An 18,040-nucleotide genomic window follows, 5' to 3' on the forward strand; every position below is an offset into this window, starting at 1 on the left:
GCAGCCGAACCCGGCACACCCGCCAGCAGCCGAACCCGGCACACCCGCCAACGACGCATCAAACGACAAACCYACATTCGACAGCAACGGCTCCCACGAAGCCTGATCAAACAACGTCTCCCACGACGACGCCTGACTCAAATCACCAAGAGCCCCAGCCAAATCCGAACCAACCAGATCAACAACCCAATCCAGCTCATCCGCATGCGCAACAGGCGCCGAAGACAACGGCGACAACCCAAACGCCAAAAACGCCCCAACCGCACTACCGGCACCCAACAGACGGCGGCCACGCCGACGTGAGTGACCGTTGCCCGAAGCGTTACGTCCTACTGCCATTTGGGTTTTCCTATCTGTGTGGCCCACAGTTGTGCTCGCTTTGTCTGTCATGAAGTTGGATTTGGCGGCTTACCCGCTCAGCAGGTTCAGCCGTAGAAGCCCAATGCCGCGGCGATCTGGTTCGGAATGTCGTTGAGCCACTCCGACGCCACGCCGAAGAAGTTGCCGTTGATGCCGAACAGGCCCAGGTCGGACAGCCCCAGCCCGTCGATCAGGCCGTTGATGTCGAGGCTGCCCAGGCCGAGGTCGGTGAGCAGCGAGTTGATCGTGATGCCATCGAGACCCAGGTTGGAGACGATGGTGTCCAGATCGAAGGTGTCCAGGCCGATCCAGCCGAGGAAGGTCCCCAGCGTGGGGTCGCCGAGCACACTGGTCATCAGGTCGGTGATGAACGTGTCCAAGTGGACCTCGTCCAGACCCAGACCATTGAGGATGCTCTCGATCGAGACCCCGCCCAACAGGCTGTTGATGAACTCGTCGAGCGACTGGTCGTTCAGGCCCAGGCCGTTGAGAATGCCGGCGATCGAGATGCTGCTCAACCCGAGGCGGTCGATGAACATGTCGATGTCGATGTTGTTCAGGCCGAGGTTATTGAAGATCGCCTGGATGTAGATGTCGTTCAAGCCGAGACTGTCGATCAGGCCGGACAGACTGACGCTGCCCATGCCCCAGTCCTCGAACAGTGAGAGCAGCGTGGTGTCGGTCAGCCCCAGTCCGGCGACAGCATTCGTGAAGAGCTCCGTCAGGGTCGGGTCGAAGCCCCAGGCGGTGAGGAACTGCTCAAGAGTGACGTTGCCGGTCAGATTGCCCAGTCCGTCGAACAACTGCTCGAGCGTGTAGTTACCGAGGCCCATGGCATCAAGGCCCTGGAACACGGTGATGTTGGACATGTTCAGGCCCTCGACAACTTGGCCGACGGTGTTGGTGCCCATCACCGCCGCCAGCGTCGGGTTGCCGGCCTTCTCAAGCAGGGAGGCCTGATCGGGGGCGAGAACGCCCAACGGTGTCACAGCCAGGTTCGCGTAATTCGGGTCTGGGCTAGGAAGCGTGTACATCAAGTCGACGAGCACAACGTCGCTGACCGGAGTGTCGGGCGGGTAACCCATGGTGTTCTCGCCGATCGGCATCATGTCGATCAGATCCGCGACGGTCTGGCTGCCGAACGGCCCCATCAGGTCGCCCAAGGTGGCGCCGGGCGGGAACATCGAGAGCATCATTTCCATCAGCGGCGTGCTGCCGGTGATGTCCGGTCCGAGGAACCCATCGTTGAGCAGGTCGATCAGCGTCTGGTCGCCGTACTCGCCCAACATTCCGGCGAGCGCGCCGATGGTGATGTTGCCGAGGCCCATCTGCTCGAAGAGGTCGGTCAGTGGGGGGTCGCCGAGCGAATCGGTCAGCAATCCGCCGATGGTCCAGGACGGGTCGATCAGACTTGCCAGGGACTCGTTGCCCGTAGCGCCGAGCAGGTCCTTGATCAGGCCGCCGACGGTGGCGTCGTCACCGCCGACGAAGCTCAGGATGAGTTCGGACAGGCTGGGGTTGCCGATGTCGGTCTGGTTGAGCAGTGCGATCAGCAGGCTGGCGACCGAGTCGCCCGGCTGGATTCCACCAAGGCTCTCCAACAGCTCAGCGATGGTGGGGTTGCCGATGCCGGCCTCGTTGAAGACGCCGATCAGCAGGTCGGAGAGCGATTGGGTACCGATGCCCATGTCGTTGAGCAGGTCCACCGGTGTCATATGGCCAAAGCCGAGCCCGTCGAGCAGGTCGATGATCAGCGTTTCCAGCGGAACATCGCCGATACCGGCCTGCGACAACAGCTGGGTGATGGTGGTGTCACCCATGCCGGACAGATCGACCACATCACCGATGTTGAAGTTGGCATCGATCGGCTGTCCCGGGGTCAAGATGCCGTTGAACAACGGGAAGTAGGCGCCCCCGAAGTCGACTCCGCTGCTGCCGTTGAGAAAGGCGTCCAACAGCGTCGCCGGCGCACCGACCAGCGCCGAGAACGCCTTCATCGGGTCGGTGAAGAGGTTGCTGAAGATTTCCTCCATGACCTGCTGGAACGCGTTGCCCATGGTCACCCATGGGCCAATGCCTGCCAGCAGCGAAGCGGCCCAGGTCGGCAGCTGCAGGTCGATCTCCGCGGGGAACGGGAACGCCTGGAACCCGATGGTGGGCATCGAGTTGGTGAAGATGTTGATGACATCCGGGATGCCGGAGATCGCCTGCTGCGGGTTCATGAAGATGTGCTGCAGCAGACCCCACATGTCCACTGAGTTCTGGTTCAGCGCCTGCAGGTTCGCGATGGTGTTCTCGAACAGGTCGGTGTAGGGCGAGAAGAAGCCCGACGTGAGCGCAACACCGCGCTGCTCGACCGTGGCGAGCTGGTGCTGCAGCTGCGGCAGATTCGAGGCCACGGGGGGAACCGCGACCAGGCCCACCCCCGCGACAGCCAGGCCGGTGGTGACGTATGGACGAAGTGTTTGCTGCATGACGCCCTCCCGGACGAAAGTTCCGAAGTTGCTTTGCCGTTCAGGTCGCTTAGCCACTGAGCACCGCCGTGATCTGGTCCCCTAGGCCGTCAAGCCAGTAGGACATCGAGCCCCAGAACTCACTGATCTGCGCGTTGATCACGGTCATATCCCCGAGCCCCAGGGAGGCCAGGAGCTCGTCGACGGTCTGGAGGCCGAAGTCGCCGAGCAGCGCACTGACCGTCGAGGTCCCGAACAGCGAGTCGATCAACTCGTTGAGGGTCTGGTCGCCCAGGCCCAGGGCCATCATCTGGTCGGCGATGGTGCTGACGCCGAAGAACTGGTCGAACAGGTCGCTGAGCGACTGGCCGCCGAGTCCGAAGTCGTTGAGCATCTCGTTGACGGTCTGCGGGCCGAGCGCCTGACGGATGATGTCGTCGAGGTGCATGCTGCCCAGCCCCCCGTCGTCCAGCGCGTTGGCGACGGTTTGGTCACCGAAGAACTGGTTGAGCAGCTCACTCATGGTCTGGTCGCCCAGGCCGGACGCGGTGAGCATGTCGATGATGGTCTGGTCAGCGGGCACCAGTTGGTCGATCAGGTCCGCCAGGGTGGTGTTGCCCATGACGCCGAGCAGCGACGAGAGCGGCGCGTCGGGCATGCCGGCCAGCACCAGGTCGGTCAGGGTCTGATCGGCCATGCCCGAGTCGGTGAGCATCTGACCCAGCGTCATCGAGAAGTTTTGCTGGATCATGTCCGCGAGGCTCATCTCGGCCATCGGGCCGAGCATCACAGAAAGCGGCTCGTCCAACTGGGCGCCCAGCATGCTGGCGATGGTGGTACCCGCCAGGGAGTCGGACAGCAGGGCGTCACCACCCTTGTCCAGCGGAGTCATGCCGGTGGCGACGAGCATGTCGTTGATCGTGAGATTGCCGGTGATGTAGGACAGGTTGCCGAAAATCGTGCCCAGCGACAGGTTCGTGATACCCAACAGGTCGGTGACGTCCCGGGCTGTGACAGCGCCGAAGCCCGCGTAACCCATAACGTCGGCCACCGTGGTGTCGCCGTAGGAGCCGAGTACCACCGAGGCCAACTGGCCGATGTCAGCGTCGGCCAGGCCGGCCGAACTGAGCAGGTCCATGATCGTCTGGTTGCCCAGGCCCAGCCCGCCGAGCAGCGCGGTGATGAACTCGTGGGTGGTCTGGGTGCCGAGGCCCGTGGCGTCGAGCAGGTCCGCCGCGGTCTGACCGCCCAGGCCCAGCGCGTCCACCGCGGTCTGCAGCAGGCCGTTGAGCGTCAGGTCGCCGGCGCCGACGTCAACCAGGAGCTCGTTGACCGTCGGGTCGCCGATGCCCAGCGCTTCGAGCACGTCCATGCCCAGGTCGGCCAGCTTGAGGTCGGCCAGACCGATGTCGCCGGCGAGGTCGACGACCGTCGGGTTGTCGAAGCCCAGAGCCTGAGTGAAGTCGATGGCGATGTCAGCGACCTGGACGTTGCCGATGCCCAGCATGTCCATGAGTTCGGCGATGGTGGGGTTGCCGATGCCCACCGCGTCGAAGACGGTGGTCAGCACGTTGGCGACCTCAAGGCTGCCCAATCCGAGGGCGTTGATGACGTCGACGGGGGTGTCGTCACCCAGGCCGACGCTGTCCAGCAGGCCGGTCAACATGCCTGCCACCTGCAGCGTGCCGATGCCGGTCTGGTCGAGCAGGCTGGCGATGGTCTGGTCGCCGATGTTGAGGTTGTTGGCCAGCTCTTCAGCGGTCTGGTCGATGATCAGGTTCTGACCGGGGACGAGGATGCCGTTGAAGGCCGGGATGCTCAGCCCGGCCACATCGATGGTGCTGGTGCCGTTCAGCCACGCGTCCAGCAGCTGCGGGACCGCGGTGAATAGGGCGGCGAACGGGTCCAGCGGGTCGCTGGGGTTGAAGATCTGGTTGAGGATGTCCTGCATCGCGTCATTGACCGTGACCAGCGGGCCGATGACCCCCATGCCGATGGTCAGGATCGGCGAGAGCAGGACCATCAGCGGGTCGGAACCGCTGATCGACGGCATGATCGACGTCAGAAAATCGAAGACCTCCGGGAGCCGCGACAGCGAGCCCGGGTCACTGAAGATCTGCTGGAGCAGATTGGCCCACCCGTTGTCCGTCCCCATCGCCACCAGGTTGGTAGCGGTGTTGCTGAACAGGTCCTGCCACGGTCCGAAGAAATCGGCCGTGAGCTTCACGGGGAGGTGTTGCACCTGCTGAAGAGCCTGGTGAGGCTCGACCTGGGGCCGCAGCACTGCCGCGGGAACGGCCCCGTTTACCGCGATCAACGCGGCACCCGCGATGGCGACGCCGGGGGTGACGTATGGGCGAAGCGCCAGCTGCATCATGCTCTCCTAGGACACTGACTACGGACGTTGCTTAAACTTACATGAGTTTTCCCGTTTGTCGAACCGTAGCTTTGTAAGCAATAGCTTCATCAAAACCGGGGCCAGCCCTCACGTGAAGCGATAGATCTCAGCTGAAATTTGCGCCGTAATGCCATGTCGCGTCCGCGAACTTGTGATATGGGTCCCGCTAGCCCTGCGAGTGTGACGCGGGGTCAGATCGGACGGAGAGTGGAGACGTTCCTGTTAGGAGGTCTCAGGAAGCTCAGCTCTGGCTCTGCTGGCCCTGTGTTCCGCGCAGCCGGTTTGCCAGGCCCGTGGCGGCAAGCTGGGCCAGGCCGCCGAGCAAGGCACCTTTGACCTCCGACGGGCGCTTTTCCGGCAGCGGCTCGGCCCACTGGGCCATCGCTGCCAGTTCACCGGCGACGTATTGCTCGCGACACGCGCTGCGCTGGATCTTGCCGCTGGTGGTGGTCGGGATCCGCATCGGCTTGAGCAGCGCGACGGCTTGCACATCGATCCCGTGGTGGGTGCGGACCGCCGCCCGAATCGAGTGGATCAGGTCATTGAGATCGACGCCAGCGGCCGTGTGGTGGTGCACCTCCTGGACCACCACCACGTATTCCGGGGCGTAACGCTCGGTCGGCAGCTGGAACACCGCACCACGACTGGGCATAAGCGCCGGGTGACAAGCCTGCACGGTCAGCTCGATGTCATTCGGGTAGTGGCTGAATCCATTGATCGTCATCAAGTCCTTGCACCGGCCCGTGACGAACAGCTCGCCGTCTTGGAAGAACCCGAGGTCGCCGCTGCGCAGGTAAGGCCCCTCGCCGGTGTCAGCCAGGTGCGCATTAAAGGCGTGTTCGGTCTCTTCGGGACGCCGCCAGTAGCCCACGCCGACACTCGGCCCGGACACCCAGATCTCCCCCACTTCCTCAGGGGAGCGAAGTTCCCGCGTCTCGGCATCGACGATGCGCACGTCCACGCCGTCCGGCCTTTTGCCGCAACCCACCAGCGGAAGCGCGGTCTCCGGGCTGGCCGCGTCGGCGGTCACCTCGACGACTCGATCCTCGGTGAGCGCGGGCCGGTCGAAGTACCGGACCACCGGCAACGCCGACTCGGACATGCCCGTCACGCCCAGGGTCGCCTCGGCAAGCCCGTAAGCCGGTATGAAAGCCTCCTGCCGGAAGCCGGCGGGTGCGAATGCGTCGGTGAAGGACTGCAGCGTCTCCGAGCTGATGGGTCCGGCCCCGACCACGGCGATCGAGAGACTCGACAGATCCAAGGCAGCACGCTCCGCGGCGGTGCTGCGCTTGACGCAGGCCTCGTAGGCGAAGTTCGGTGCGGCGGTGATAGTCGCCTGGTAGCGCGATATCGCCTGCATCCACCGGATCGGGCGCATCAGGAACGCACTCGGCGACATCAACACGGTGCTGCGGCCGCCGTAGATGGTGCCGACGATGCCCCCGACGAATCCCATGTCGTGATACTGCGGCAGCCAGGACACCCCACTGATGGGGCTGTTCATTACTGGTGCGTCGTCGGCCGGATTCAGGGCCCACCGCATGATCTCCAGGTTGGCCAGGTAGTTGCGGTGAGTCAGCACGCAACCCTTCGGCACCCCGGTGGAGCCCGAGGTGTACTGGATCATCGCAAGACTGTCGGCACTGACGCTCTGCGGCTCCCAGGCCGCTCCGTCGTCGGAGTCATCGTCCATGGCCAGCCACGTCAACTTCGGACCGGCGCTGAGGCCATCCACCGCAGACTTCATCTTGGCCTGCGTCTTGGCGGTCGCCAGCGCGAAGCGCGCATCCGCTTCGGGAACCACGGTCTCGATGCGCCGGATCGGCCAGTGCTCGTCGACAGGAACCGCAACGGCGCCGGCATAGAAACAGCCGAAGAGCCCGGCGATGCTGTCCACGCCGGGGCGGCACAGCACCAGCACCCGCTCGCCGGCGGCGCCGTACTGCTGCAAGCGCGCCGCGATAGCGCGGGCACGCCGGTCCAGGTCGCGGTAGGTGACCCGGGCCTCTTCCACGTCTCCTTCGGGGCAGAAGATGAAAGCGGGCGTGTCCGCAAAACGCGCAGCCTGCTGCTGCATCAGGTCAACCAAGGTGTCCAGGGCCAAGGGGGCCAAGGAACTCGTCAGTTCTGCCATCGTCTGATCTGCCTTCGGTGAGACGTCGGTCACGGCCCACAGCGTAGCGGGATCGCAAGCGCGGCGGAGCCGGGCGCCGCGGATCCCGCCATCAGCCGAGCGGGATCGCAAGCGCGGCGGAGCCGGGCGCCGCGGATCCCGCCATCAGCCGAGCGGGATCGCAAGCGCGGCGGAGCCGGGCGCCGCGGATCCCGCCATCAGCCGAGCGGGCTCTAGAACACAGGGGTTCCTAACCCAGCGACGCCAGCGCCCGAACCAGCTGGTCCACCTCGGCCATCGTTGAGTAGTGGCTCAGCCCGAGGGTGACCGCTCCCCCAATGTCATTGACCCCGATCGCGTCCAGCACTCGAGAGCTGGCGTTGGCGATTGCCAGGACGCCGTTGTCGGCCAGCCGCTGGACCACCCGCTCCGCCGGCACCTTCTGTACCGCGAAGCTGACCACCGGGATACGCGCTTCGGGCTGACCGATCAGCATCACCAGGGGCAGTGAGCGCAGCGAACTCAGCAGGTACTCGAACAGCCGGTTCAAATACGTCGCGGCCGAACGCATGGAGATCGCGAGGCGCTCGGGCCGTGTACCCCGGGCCGATTCGTCCAGGGAAGCCAGGTACTCGACGCTGGCCACCAACCCGGCCAGCAGACCGAACTGGTGCAGACCCACCTCCAAGCGGGCCGGGCCCGCCGCGTGTGGACTCAGCGATACCGAACTGAAGGTGTCGATCAGCGCAGGGTCACGAAAGACCAGCGCACCCACCGGAGGCCCACCCCACGAGGCCGCGTTGACGGCCACCACGTCCGCCTCGACCTCGTTGATGTCGAGCAGCTGATACGGCGCCGCAGCGGAGTGATCGACCACCGCCACACCACCCACATCGTGGATCAGCTTGGTGACCGACCGCAGGTCGGTGACGGTGCCCAGCACACCCGATGCCGACGTGAGCGCCACCAGGCGGGTGGACGGCGTGATCAGGTTCTCCCACTGCCAGCTGGGCAGCTCGCCGGTCTCGATGTCGACCTCGGCCCATTTGAGCTTGGCGCCGTAGCGATTGGCGGCCCGCACCCAGGGCGCGATGTTGGCCTCGTCGTCCAGGCGGGTGACCACCGTCTCGTAACCCAGGCTCACCCGCGACGACGCGGCATCGGCCAGGGCACTCAACAGCACCGCGCGATCAGGACCGAGCACGACCGCGGACGGATCGGCGCCCACCAGATCGGCCACCGCCTGGCGCGCCGCCACCAGCACCGCGGCACTGCGCCGGGCAGCCGGGTGCGGGCCGTCGGCCTTGGCCAGCGATCCCCGGAACGCCGTCGACACCGTCGTTGCCACCGAATCGGGAATCAACATGCCCGACGGGGAATCCAAGTGCACCCACCCGTCACCGAGCGTCGGGTGCAACCCACGCACTCGAGCGACGTCATAGGCCATGCCAGTCACCTTCGGAGCTTCTCAAGATCGGCGATCGGTGAACGTATCGGATAACGAGATAGCTCGCCGCATTACCGAGCTATGCCACCTTGGCAGACATACTAGTGCAGTGGTTCTTGGCTTCGGAATGGTCGCAGCGCTTTTGCTGCTGGTGCTGCCGGGTGCGCTGGTGGCCGTCGGCGCCGGGCTGCCTCGACCCTTAGCCGTGGCGGTGGGACCGGCGCTGACCTACGGGGTAGTAGGCCTGGCGATCGTCCCCTTCGGCGCACTCGGAATCCCTTGGAACGCAATCACTGCACTGGCCGCACTGGTGGTGATCGGGGCGCTGACCGGCGGCCTGGCCATGGGTATACGGACTTTGCTGGAGCGCCGCACGCGCGTCCATGTCGCAGCGCCTGCGCCCGCCGGATGGCCCCTCCTGGCGGTGGCTGCCGGTGCCCTGCTGGGGGTATTGCTGATCGGCTGGGCGGCAGTGCGTGGGATACCGAACTGGCAGAGTATTCCCAGCACCTGGGACGCGGTGTGGCATGCCAACACCGTGCGCTTCATCCTCGACACCGGCCAGGCCTCCCCCACCCACATGGGTGAGCTGCGCAATGTCGAAACCCACGCGGCGCTCTATTACCCGTCAGCCTTTCACGCGCTCACCGCGGTGCTGTGCCAGCTGACCGGCGCCGCACCCACCACCGCGTACACCCTTTCCGGACTGGCCGCCTCGGTATGGCTGTTCCCGCTCAGCGCCGCGCTGATCACCTGGAATCTGCTGCAGCGGGTGACCAGCACCGCCACCACCGCGGTGGCCGCGGGTGCGGCCGCCGCACTCTCGGCATCGTTCACCGCCCTGCCCTACGTTGAATTCGGCACCGCGGCCATGCCCAACCTGGTGGCCTACGGGCTGGTGGCGCCGGCGTTCGCGCTGATCACCGCGGTCCGCACTCTGCGCGATCGGATTCCGGCGGCGGTACTGGCGCTCATCGGGGTGTTCTCGGTGCACCCGACCGGCGGTGTGGTGACGGCGCTGCTGGTGGCGGCCTGGTGGCTGAGCCCCGTCGACGGGGCGTTGTGGAAGCCGCTGCGCGGGAAACGGCGGGACACCCTCGCCCTCGCCGGGGTCCTCCTCCCGACGGCCCTGCTGCTGATGCCGCAACTGCTGAGCGTGCGCAAGCAGGCCGAGATCATCGCCGGCCACGCGTTTGTGACCCACGAGGGACGCAAGGAGGGTCTGCATGATGCGCTGCTGATGCACACCCGCCATCTCAATGACTTTCCGGTCCAGTACGCGCTGGTCGCGCTGGCCGCCACTGGCGCGGTCGTGCTGATCAGGCGCAAGGTGTGGTGGCCGCTGCTGCTGTGGGCCGTACTGGCGGTGGCGGTGGTGCAGTCCTCGGCTCCCACCGGCGGCCCGCTGGGCAATGCGGTGAGCACCCTCACCGAGCTGTTCTACAACGATCCGCGCCGGATCATGGCGGCGATGACCGTGCTGCTGGTGCCGATCGCCGGGGTGGGGCTGGCGGCCCTGGCCGGGCTGGTGGCCACGCCGCTGGCTGCGCGGGCACGCCCGGTTTTGACCGGGATCCTGCTGGTGACGGCGACTGTCGGGCTGGCCTGGCACTATCTGCCTCGGCATGCGTTCCTGCTCGGCGACAAGTACGACTCGGTGATGGTCGACCAGCGCGACCTGCAGGCGTACGCCTACCTGGCCGGACTTCCCGGGGCCCACGACACGGTGATCGGCAACGCGAACGTGGACGGCAGCGCCTGGATGTACGCGGTAGCCGACCTGCATCCGCTCTGGACGCACTACGACTATCCCCAACAGCAGGGCCCTGGCCCGGAGCGGTTCATCTTCTGGGCCTTTGCCGACGATGCCGACACCGATCCGCGGGTAGCGGCGGCCGTGCACGACCTCAACATCCGCTACGTGCTGATCAGCACCCCGACGGTGCGCGGGTTCACGCTGCCCGACGGGCTAGTCTCACTGGAGAAATCGCGGTCGTGGGCCAAGGTCTACGACAACGGCGAGGCCCGCATCTACGAATGGCAAGGAGACGCAGCGCGTTGAGCACCGACGGGAGCGCAGACGGCCGGGACAACATCGACGGCGTCGAGATCATCAGCGGCGCAGACCCGCGAGTGCTGGCCGGTCTCAACGGTGCCGCCGAGGTCGAGGCCGACTCCGATGACGAGCGATCGGTGACCGACCTGATCGAGCAACCCGCGAAGGTGATGCGGATCGGCACCATGATCAAGCAGCTGCTTGAGGAGGTGCGGGCAGCACCGCTCGATGAAGCCAGCCGCGCCCGGCTGCGTGAGATCCACTCCGCCAGCATTCGCGAACTCGAAGACGGCCTGGCCCCGGAGCTGCGTGAGGAACTGGAGCGGCTGACCCTGCCGCTGCGCGAGGACGCCACACCGTCGGACGCCGAACTGCGCATCGCCCAAGCACAGTTGGTCGGCTGGCTGGAAGGACTGTTCCACGGCATTCAGACCGCACTGTTCGCCCAGCAGATGGCTGCCCGGGCGCAGCTGGAGCAGATGCGCCACGGCGCACTGCCGCCCGGCGGTGTCGGTGGCGGGCACGGCCAGGGCCACACCGGCTCCGGCCAGTACCTCTAGGCCTGCAGGCGGAATTGCCTTGTCTGCCAACGAGCCCCGTATCGAGACCCGCGACGCCTGGGTCGAGTTCCCGATCTTCGACGCCAAGTCACGCTCGCTGAAGAAGGCCTTCCTCGGCAAGGCCGGCGGCGCGATCGGCCGCAACAACTCCAACGTGGTGGTGATCGAGGCGCTGCGCGACATCACCATGTCGCTGTCGCTGGGCGACCGCGTGGGCCTGGTCGGGCACAACGGCGCCGGCAAATCGACACTGCTGCGGCTACTTTCGGGAATCTACGAGCCGACTCGGGGTTCGGCGTCGGTGGTCGGCCGAGTGGCGCCGGTGTTCGACCTGGGTGTGGGCATGGACCCGGAGATCTCGGGTTTTGAGAACATCATCATCCGCGGACTGTTCCTTGGACAGACCCGCAAGCAGATGGCCGCCAAGGTCGACGAGATCGCCGAGTTCACCGAACTGGGCGACTACCTGGCCATGCCGCTGCGCACCTACTCCACCGGTATGCGGGTGCGGTTGGCCATGGGTGTTGTCACCAGCATCGACCCGGAGATCCTGCTGCTCGATGAGGGTATCGGCGCCGTGGACGCCGAGTTCTTGAAGAAGGCGCAGAGCCGCCTGCAGAAGCTGGTGGAGCGGTCCGGGATCCTGGTCTTCGCCAGCCACTCCAACGAATTCCTCGCCCGGCTGTGCAAGACGGCGATGTGGATCGACCACGGCACCATCCGGATGACCGGCGGCATCGAGGAGGTGGTCGGCGCCTACGAGGGTCCCGACGCCGCCCGGCACGTGCGTGAGGTGCTGGCCGAGACCCAGGCCGGGGAACAGGCGTGACCGAAACCGTCTACGCCGTCGTCGTGACCCACCGACGGCCGCAGCTGCTGGCCGAGTCGCTCGCGGCGCTGACAAGCCAGATCCGAACTCCTGACCACGTGATCGTGGTGGATAACGACAACGATTCCGCGGTAGCCGAATTGGTCGCCGCGCAACCGATACCGTCGACATATCTGGGATCACGGCGAAACCTGGGCGGCGGAGGCGGTTTCGCGCTGGGCATCCTGCATGCCCTGGCCGCGGGCGCGGACTGGGTCTGGCTCGCCGACGACGACGGACGCCCGGCGGACGCCCGGGTGCTGTCGGCGCTGCTGGACTGCGCCACCAAACACCAGCTGGCCGAGGTATCGCCGATGGTGTGCAACATCGATGACCCGTCACGACTGGCATTTCCGCTACGGCGCGGCCTGGTGTGGCGTCGCGAGGTCAGCGAATTACGCACTGGCGCAACCGGGGAGGATCTTCTGCCGGGGATCGCATCCCTGTTCAATGGGGCCTTGTTCACCGCTGACGCACTGGAGGCGGTCGGTGTTCCCGACCTGCGGTTGTTCATGCGCGGCGACGAGGTGGAGGTGCACCGCCGACTGGCCCGGTCCGGTCTGGCGTTCGGGACGTGCCTGAACGCCGCATACCTGCACCCGTGCGGTTCCGAGGAGTTCAAGCCGATCCTGGGCGGCCGGATGCACGCTCAATACCCGGACAGCGCCGTCAAACGCTTCTACACCTATCGCAACCGCGGCTACCTGATGGCCCAGCCCGGTATGCGCCGACTACTGGTCCAGGAATGGCTGCGATTCGGGTGGTTCTTCCTGGTGTCGCGCCGCGATCCAGCCGGCTTGATCGCGTGGGCCCGGCTACGCCGCCAGGGCCGTCGGGAACAGTTCGCCAAACCAGAGGGGCAGCAATGAGTTTCGACGACGTTGCCACGCAGTCCAAGACCTTTGCGCGGGCGGCGGCGGATCTGGTGGACGGTTTCCGGCGCCACGAGCTGTGGCTGCACCTGGGCTGGCAAGACATCAAGCAGCGCTACCGGCGCAGCGTGCTGGGGCCGTTCTGGATCACCATCGGCACCGCCACCACGGCGGTGGCGATGGGTGGGCTGTACTCGAAGCTGTTCCACCTCGACCTCGCGGTGCACCTGCCCTATGTGACGCTGGGGCTGATCGTGTGGAACCTGCTCAACGCGGCGATCCTGGAGGGCGCGGACGTGTTCGTCGCCAACGAGGGATTGATCAAGCAGCTGCCGACGCCGCTGAGTGTGCACGTCTACCGGCTGGTGTGGCGCCAGATGATCTTGTTTGCGCACAACATCGTGATCTATCTGCCGATAGCGCTGATCTTCCCCAAACACTGGTCTTGGGCGGATCTTTCGGTGATTCCGGCATTGGCCCTGATCGCTCTGAACTGCGTCTGGGTGTCGCTGTGCTTCGGCATTCTGTCCACCCGCTACCGCGATATCGCCCCGCTGCTGTTCTCGGTGGTGCAGCTGCTGTTCCTGATGACGCCGATCATCTGGAACTACGACACGCTGCGCGCACAGGGCGCATCGCGCTGGACGACGGTGGTCGAATTCAACCCGCTGATGCACTATCTGGACATCGTGCGGGCGCCACTACTGGGAGCACACCAGGAGCTGCGGCACTGGGCGGTGGTGCTGGTGCTGACCGTGATCGGCTGGGTGGTGGCCGCCTTGGTGCTGCGTCAGTACCGGGCGCGGGTCGCGTACTGGGTATAGGCGTCCGGGTGCGGCCTCAGCCGATCAGGTCGGCGAGGCCGAAATCGGCCAGCACGGAATCGAACCCGTCCACAACGGCCCCGGCATCGACACTCTCGACGGGAATCACCGCATCGAGCTCGGCGGGCGGAACGAGGTCCATCGCACCGGCGCCAAGGAACATGTCGGCCCAGCCCGCGAGGTCGACCGCCGCACTGGAACCCGGGTCAAGCAATTCGCCAGTGAACCAATTCCGGGTCTCGTACCAGTCCATGATGTTGCCGAAGGCCTCCTGCACCACCCCGAATATCCCGCCCAATTCGGCGAATAGGCCCTGGACGCCCTCGACTCCTTCGGTGACCAGCAGTAGCGGGGCGCCGATTGCGACAGTCACCGGAATGACGAAGAGAGCCTGGCCCAGGGTCTCGAACGCGGTGACGAACGGGAACAGCGGAGAATCGGGACTGTTCAGAAACGGGATGATGAAATTCAGCCCGGTCAGGGACCCGATGATGTCCATCAAGCTGGAATCGGCGGACAACGCCGTGAGGTCGACCGGGGCGAGGACCGTCGCGGACGGGGCAGCAACGGCAGGAATCGCGTCGGGCGTGACCGCGGCCCCGCTGGCCGCCAGCGCGACCATACCTGCCGTCGCAACACTGAGAAAGACGCGGGGATGGCCGCTCGACACTGTCCACATAGCGACAAATTGTATTGCAGTGCAAGCCGATATTCGAGCGCGGATGCCGGCCTGATGCGAATTTGTTGCGGGCGGCCAGTGCGATCCTACGCAGGGCTTTTCAGTCAAACGACTAACCGGGCATTGCGGTGTCGAGACATTCTGGGCGCTCCTAGATTTCGCATTGCACGGTCACGGCTCGCCCGCACAGTGCTGCCGTCACAAAAGAAACGCCCCGCACAAATGTGCGGGGCGTTTCTTTTGCAGTTTCCGAACTACTACGGCAGACCGATCTGCTGACCGTTGGCGCCGTTCTGGCCGTTGCCACCGTTCGTACCCGGCGTACCGGTTCCGCCACCGGCGGCGCCGCCACCGGCACCCGTGCCGCCCGTGCCGCCGACACCACCCGGTGCTCCAAGTCCGTCGGCTCCGTCGCCACCGTCGCCACCGGTGCCACCGTTACCACCGTTGCCGTCGACACCGTCGGTCCCGCCGGTCCCGGCAGTGCCGCCGGCACCGCCGACGCCGCCTCCGGCACCGTTGCCACCGTTGCCGCCGTCGCCACCGGGCTCACCAATGTCGCCCTCAGCGCCGTCCGCACCGTTGCCGCCGTTGCCGCCATTGCCGCCGAGACCACCGGCACCGCCGTCGCCGCCGAGACCGGTCGCACCGCCGCTCTCACCACCGGCGCCACCGGTACCGCCGTTGCCGCCAGCAACGCCAGTTCCGCCTGCGGCACCGTCTGTCTCACCGTCGGTGCCGTCCGTCCCGGCGCCGCCGTTTCCGCCGGCACCGCCAACGCCGCCGTTGCCGTCAGCACCGACGTTGCCGTCGTTACCGTCTACGGCACCGGCACCGGCTGCGCCGCCGACACCGCCCTGGCCACCGGCTGCACCATTGCCACCGTTGCCACCGGAGCCCTCCGACCCGGCTGCGCCGGCACCACCGGCACCACCGGCACCGCCGACGCCACCGACGCCGCCGTTACCGCCGTTGCCGGCCTGGCCGCCGCCCTGACCGCCACCGCCACCGTTGCCCGCATTGCCACCGGCGACACCGTCGGTGCCATCAGCGCCATCGGTCTCGCCGTCTTCGCCGGCCGGGCCGGCAAAGCCGTTTCCACCGGCGCCGCCATCGCCACCATTGCCGTCGACGCCCGCGGCACCGGCGTTACCGGTTGCGCCACCAGCGGCGCCACCGGCCGCACCGGCACCACCGTTACCGCCGAGGCCGCCGTTGCCACCGTCTGCATCGGCCAGGCCGACGGCGCCGACGCCGCCGTCTCCACCGTTGCCGCCGGCACCACCGACGCCGCCGTTGCCGTCAACACCCACCACACCGGGCACAGAACCGACACCGGCCGCGCCACCGGCGCCGCCCGCACCACCGATTGCACCGTTGCCACCGTTGCCGCCGGTACCGCCGTTACCGTCGCCGTCGTCGGCGTAGGTACCGGCCAGGCCCGTCACACCGGCGCCACCGGCGCCACCGGCGCCACCGACGCCGCCAGCGCCGCCGTTGCCCGCGGCACCCGTGGTGTGCACGCCGAAGAAGCCCCCGGCGCCGCCGTTGCCGCCGGCGCCGCCCGCACCTGCCGCGCCACCGACAGCGCCGTTGCCACCGTTGCCGTCGAGGCTGTCGGCACCCGAGACACCGGCACCACCGGCACCACCGGTACCACCGACGCCGCCGGCGCCACCGGCACCGGAGTTGCCGAACAGGCCGGCCACACCACCGTTGCCACCCGCACCGCCGTTGCCGGCCGCGAGGCCCGCGGTCGCGGCCGCATTCGCGGTGCCATCCGTGCCAGCCGCGCCGGTGCCACCCGTACCACCGATTCCGCCGACGCCGCCGTTACCGAGGAAGAAGCCACCGTCGCCACCGTCGCCACCGGCGAAGCCGATCAGGCCGATGTCACCGATGCCGCCCTGACCGCCGGCGCCACCGTTGCCCATCAAGAAGCCACCGGCGCCACCGTCACCACCGAGGCCGAAGAAGCTGCCGCCGTCGCCGCCGTTGCCGATCAGGCCGGCGTTGGCGCCGTTGAGGGTGAAGTCAGTCGATGCGAACGAGTAGAGGCCGTTTTCGATACCGGCCAGCGTCACCACGTTGTCGTCGCCGTCGAGCAACACCGTGCCACCGGCACCGAGCACCTCACCGTCGGCGTTGACGAACGCACCCGTGCCACCGTCACCGAACAGGAAGCCACCGTTGGTCGCCGCGTTGTAGACCAGGTCACCGTCACCGTTGATGCTGACGAAGGCGTTGTCGCCGTTGTCGAAGACACCGTTGATCTGCAGACCCAGGTCGTTGATCAGGAACTGGTTGATGGTGTAGATCGGCTGGTAGATGACCGCGTTGAGGGTGTTGGCCACCAAGGCGTTGAGGCTGTCGATCGGGCTGACCGCGGCCGAGCCCGGCAGATCGGCGTCAAACAGCGTGGCGAAGCTGCTCCAGTCAAACGACGACGAGTCCGAAGACGCTGGCACCATCCAGCTGAACAGGTCGCCGAAGTCGAGGTCCTCGAGGTCAGCACTCGCCGGCGCCGCCGTCAGCGGCGTCATGCTCACGGCAAGGAAAGCACCCACCGCACTGGTGGCCCCGACGAAACGGTTGATCTTGCGCTTGTTGCCCTTGCCGGCGAAGCGGTCAGACATAGATTCCCCTCAGATCGTTTGACTGTTCACGGTTGACGGCGGCGTAATTAACTTAGCCGTCGTTAAGGTAACAGAACCTGTGAGCGGTTTCCAAGCAATTTCGTTAATTTCCTGAGAAGGCTCGCGGCCGAGTGGATGGCCGGCGTTTGAACTGGTGGTCCGCGCCCGGACCAGGAAGTTTGCTGCGCCACCGGCCTGCCACCCGCCAGCCTGGCGCAATCTCGCCCGGCCGACTTCACTGTGATTTTTATTAGTACCGCGCAGGCTTCCCGTAACTGGTTCGCGGCGGCGGACACGGGCGTGCTTAAGCTGCCCGGGTGGACCAAACGCCCAACACTCCGTTGCGCCTGTCGACCCAGGTGTGGCGTTTCCTGATCACTGGCGCCCTGTCTGCGGTGGTGGACTTCGGGCTGTACTTGGTGCTCTATCTGGGCGCCGGAATGCCCGTCGACGCGGCCAAGGCGTGCAGCTTCGTCGCGGGCACCACCACCGCCTACCTGATCAACCGCAGGTGGACCTTCCAGTCCTCGGCCCACGCCGGCCGATTCGTCGCGGTGATGGCGCTCTACGCGCTGACGTTCGGGGTGCAGGTGGGGATCAACCATGCCTGCCTGGCGTTGCTGGATTACCAGCGGTGGGCGCTGCCGGTGGCGTTCGTGATCGCCCAGGGCACCGCGACGGTGATCAACTTCGTGGTGCAGCGCACGCTGATCTTCCGGACACGCTGAGCGGCCGTAGTCGCGGCGAATGCCGGCGCATTGCGGCTAGGGATCT

General features: G+C 66.4%; 13 protein-coding genes. 6 read left to right on the forward strand and 7 right to left on the reverse strand.

The annotated features are described in order from the left end of the window. From EJK91_RS22170 to EJK91_RS16390, 5 genes are all read right to left on the reverse strand, one after another. Nucleotides 1-228 (reverse strand): hypothetical protein (locus EJK91_RS22170; RefSeq protein ID WP_206430433.1); only part of this gene is annotated, 228 nt, incomplete at its 3' end. Nucleotides 229-425: 197 nt separating this feature from the next. Then, entirely contained in the window at nt 426-2,834 is a 2,409-nt protein-coding gene (locus tag EJK91_RS16375; RefSeq protein WP_125079461.1) for a hypothetical protein, read from the reverse strand. Nucleotides 2,835-2,883: 49 nt separating this feature from the next. Beyond that, complete coding sequence (locus EJK91_RS16380) at nt 2,884-5,187, reverse strand: hypothetical protein (protein ID WP_125079462.1); 2,304 nt, start codon at nt 5,185-5,187, stop codon at nt 2,884-2,886. Nucleotides 5,188-5,452: 265 nt separating this feature from the next. Further along, the gene (locus tag EJK91_RS16385; RefSeq protein WP_346773472.1) at nt 5,453-7,378 is read right to left on the reverse strand and encodes a fatty acyl-AMP ligase; all 1,926 of its coding nucleotides are present in this window, start codon (nt 7,376-7,378) and stop codon (nt 5,453-5,455) included. Between the two features lie 196 nt (nt 7,379-7,574). Next, nucleotides 7,575-8,771: a cysteine desulfurase-like protein gene (locus tag EJK91_RS16390; protein ID WP_046190529.1), complete on the reverse strand. Its 1,197-nt coding sequence runs from the start codon at nt 8,769-8,771 to the stop codon at nt 7,575-7,577. A gap of 127 nt (nt 8,772-8,898) precedes the next feature. On the opposite strand from EJK91_RS16390, the gene EJK91_RS16395 reads away from it, so the two are divergent. The 5 genes from EJK91_RS16395 to wzm are packed head-to-tail and all read left to right on the forward strand — an operon-like array spanning nt 8,899 to nt 13,951. Then, nucleotides 8,899-10,833: a DUF6541 family protein gene (locus tag EJK91_RS16395; protein WP_370759886.1), complete on the forward strand. Its 1,935-nt coding sequence runs from the start codon at nt 8,899-8,901 to the stop codon at nt 10,831-10,833. After that, nucleotides 10,809-11,387: a bacterial proteasome activator family protein gene (locus tag EJK91_RS16400; protein ID WP_125079464.1), complete on the forward strand. Its 579-nt coding sequence runs from the start codon at nt 10,809-10,811 to the stop codon at nt 11,385-11,387. Before EJK91_RS16395 ends, EJK91_RS16400 begins: the two co-directional genes overlap by 25 nt. Nucleotides 11,388-11,406: 19 nt before the next feature. Then, nucleotides 11,407-12,216 (forward strand): galactan export ABC transporter ATP-binding subunit Wzt/RfbE, encoded by an 810-nt coding sequence (gene wzt / locus EJK91_RS16405; protein WP_083025341.1) that lies wholly within the window; start codon nt 11,407-11,409, stop codon nt 12,214-12,216. Further along, nucleotides 12,213-13,124, forward strand: a complete 912-nt coding sequence (gene glfT1 / locus EJK91_RS16410) for a galactofuranosyltransferase GlfT1 (RefSeq protein ID WP_046296726.1) — start codon at nt 12,213-12,215, stop codon at nt 13,122-13,124. The genes wzt and glfT1 overlap by 4 nt, the downstream gene beginning before the upstream one ends. Then, a complete protein-coding gene (gene wzm / locus EJK91_RS16415) occupies nt 13,121-13,951 on the forward strand; it encodes a galactan export ABC transporter permease subunit Wzm/RfbD (RefSeq protein WP_046190534.1) in 831 nt (276 codons plus the stop codon). Before glfT1 ends, wzm begins: the two co-directional genes overlap by 4 nt. Nucleotides 13,952-13,967: 16 nt before the next feature. On the opposite strand, the gene EJK91_RS16420 is transcribed toward wzm, so the two are convergent. Both EJK91_RS16420 and EJK91_RS21845 read right to left on the reverse strand, forming a co-directional pair. After that, nucleotides 13,968-14,630 carry a hypothetical protein gene (locus EJK91_RS16420; RefSeq protein WP_125079465.1) on the reverse strand — a complete coding sequence of 221 codons (663 nt, stop codon included), beginning with the start codon at nt 14,628-14,630 and terminating at the stop codon, nt 13,968-13,970. 257 nt (nt 14,631-14,887) lie between these two features. Beyond that, nucleotides 14,888-17,266 (reverse strand): PE family protein, encoded by a 2,379-nt coding sequence (locus EJK91_RS21845; RefSeq protein WP_164517994.1) that lies wholly within the window; start codon nt 17,264-17,266, stop codon nt 14,888-14,890. A 317-nt stretch (nt 17,267-17,583) separates the two neighbouring features. Between EJK91_RS21845 and EJK91_RS16430 the strand changes: the two genes are divergently transcribed. Continuing rightward, nucleotides 17,584-17,994, forward strand: a complete 411-nt coding sequence (locus tag EJK91_RS16430) for a GtrA family protein (protein ID WP_046191504.1) — start codon at nt 17,584-17,586, stop codon at nt 17,992-17,994. Nucleotides 17,995-18,040: the final 46 nt, after the last annotated feature.

Origin of the sequence: Mycobacterium sp. P7213, from assembly GCF_900604305.1 — a bacterium.
In the GTDB taxonomy this organism is placed as follows: domain Bacteria; phylum Actinomycetota; class Actinomycetes; order Mycobacteriales; family Mycobacteriaceae; genus Mycobacterium.

Excerpts from the sequence above, each read along its gene's own strand:
- EJK91_RS16375 (WP_125079461.1), bottom strand. The coding sequence starts at position 2,834 with ATGCAGCAAACACTTCGTCCATACGTCACCACCGGCCTGGCTGTCGCG.
- EJK91_RS16380 (WP_125079462.1), bottom strand. The coding sequence starts at position 5,187 with ATGCAGCTGGCGCTTCGCCCATACGTCACCCCCGGCGTCGCCATCGCG.
- EJK91_RS16390 (WP_046190529.1), bottom strand. The coding sequence starts at position 8,771 with ATGGCCTATGACGTCGCTCGAGTGCGTGGGTTGCACCCGACGCTCGGT.
- EJK91_RS16395 (WP_370759886.1), top strand. The coding sequence starts at position 8,899 with ATGGTCGCAGCGCTTTTGCTGCTGGTGCTGCCGGGTGCGCTGGTGGCC.
- EJK91_RS16400 (WP_125079464.1), top strand. The coding sequence starts at position 10,809 with ATGGCAAGGAGACGCAGCGCGTTGAGCACCGACGGGAGCGCAGACGGC.
- wzm (WP_046190534.1), top strand. The coding sequence starts at position 13,121 with ATGAGTTTCGACGACGTTGCCACGCAGTCCAAGACCTTTGCGCGGGCG.
- EJK91_RS16420 (WP_125079465.1), bottom strand. The coding sequence starts at position 14,630 with ATGTGGACAGTGTCGAGCGGCCATCCCCGCGTCTTTCTCAGTGTTGCG.
- EJK91_RS21845 (WP_164517994.1), bottom strand. The coding sequence starts at position 17,266 with ATGTCTGACCGCTTCGCCGGCAAGGGCAACAAGCGCAAGATCAACCGT.